This is a genomic window from Microcoleus sp. T3_A4, assembly GCF_036700465.1.
Lineage (GTDB): Bacteria > Cyanobacteriota > Cyanobacteriia > Cyanobacteriales > Microcoleaceae > Microcoleus.
This window is the reverse complement of sequence record NZ_JAUBOY010000060.1, coordinates 35071-36052: the sequence shown is the minus strand read 5'-3', so window position 1 is coordinate 36052 and position 982 is coordinate 35071. Positions and strand designations below refer to the sequence as shown.

Sequence of the window (982 nt, the reverse complement as noted above, 5' to 3'; positions counted from 1 at the left end):
ATTGCACTCACTTTTTTCACTTCTCTATTTTATTGCGATCGCATTCCTCTTTAAAAACTGTCCGGAGTATTGTTTTAATTACTTTAATGTAAATCATTCGCAAGCAATTGATAATTCAAAATTAATTCATCAAAAGTTAAAGCAACATATTCTGCCTGCTCTTTTTGAGAAGCTTCTGGCCAGTATTTAGTTATTTCGGATTCACCCAGCGATTGATTGTACATTAGTTTTTTTGGTAGATATCCTATTTGCGGATAATCACGATCGGGTACCCAGCTTTGCAAAGTAGTTTTGACATACTCTTCAAATTTAATATATAAGTCTGGATCAGTAGCATTTTCTCTTTTGATAGAAGTTAATACATCATTAATTCTCATTGCAATTTCTTTGTCAGTATTCAGCCAATCCTCCACATATATTAGCCATTGCAAAACCTTAGATATAGATCCTACTATTTGAATAACTGGTGTGAATCGTTGTGGAGAAACTGGGTGGAATATTTCTATTGTGGTATCTATAAATTCAGTGGCTGATAGTGCTTCTCTTACTTTGTAATACTCACTTTTTTCTATTTTTTTACTCTTTGTATAATTATCTATTATGTCATTAGAAGTATTTACATCCGAAAATCCATAAGCAACTGTAGGAAATGTAAGAATGAGACAAAGCACAGCAATTAATAGTTTGTACACCATTATTTTTATCCTGTAATAATAATTTTTATTTCTTCGTTTCAATCCCTGATAGGGATTTAGGTTGATTGCAACTGTCTGCGTCTGGGATCGTATATTTCATACACCAGTTTCAATCCCTGATAGGGAGTTAGGTTAGTTAATTGCAACAAAGCGCCCGTAAAGGCGCTCTCTGTAAGAATTCACGTTTCAATCCCTGATAGGGAGTTAGGTTAATTGCAACAAGTACCGTTTACGGTTCTATCGGAATGCTAGATAGGTTTCAATCCCTGATAGGGAGTTAGGTTAAT

Annotated in this window: 1 protein-coding gene; it reads right to left on the bottom strand. The window is 34.0% G+C overall.

The window, feature by feature from the left end; all coding sequences use genetic code 11:
* Positions 1-83 precede the first annotated feature (83 nt).
* Positions 84-695 carry a hypothetical protein gene (locus QUA07_RS25950; RefSeq protein ID WP_333330998.1) on the bottom strand — a complete coding sequence of 204 codons (612 nt, stop codon included), beginning with the start codon at positions 693-695 and terminating at the stop codon, positions 84-86.
* Positions 696-982: the final 287 nt, after the last annotated feature.

What these genes read in the sequence shown, in the direction of transcription:
- QUA07_RS25950 (WP_333330998.1), bottom strand. Translation starts at nt 695, where the DNA reads ATGGTGTACAAACTATTAATTGCTGTGCTTTGTCTCATTCTTACATTT.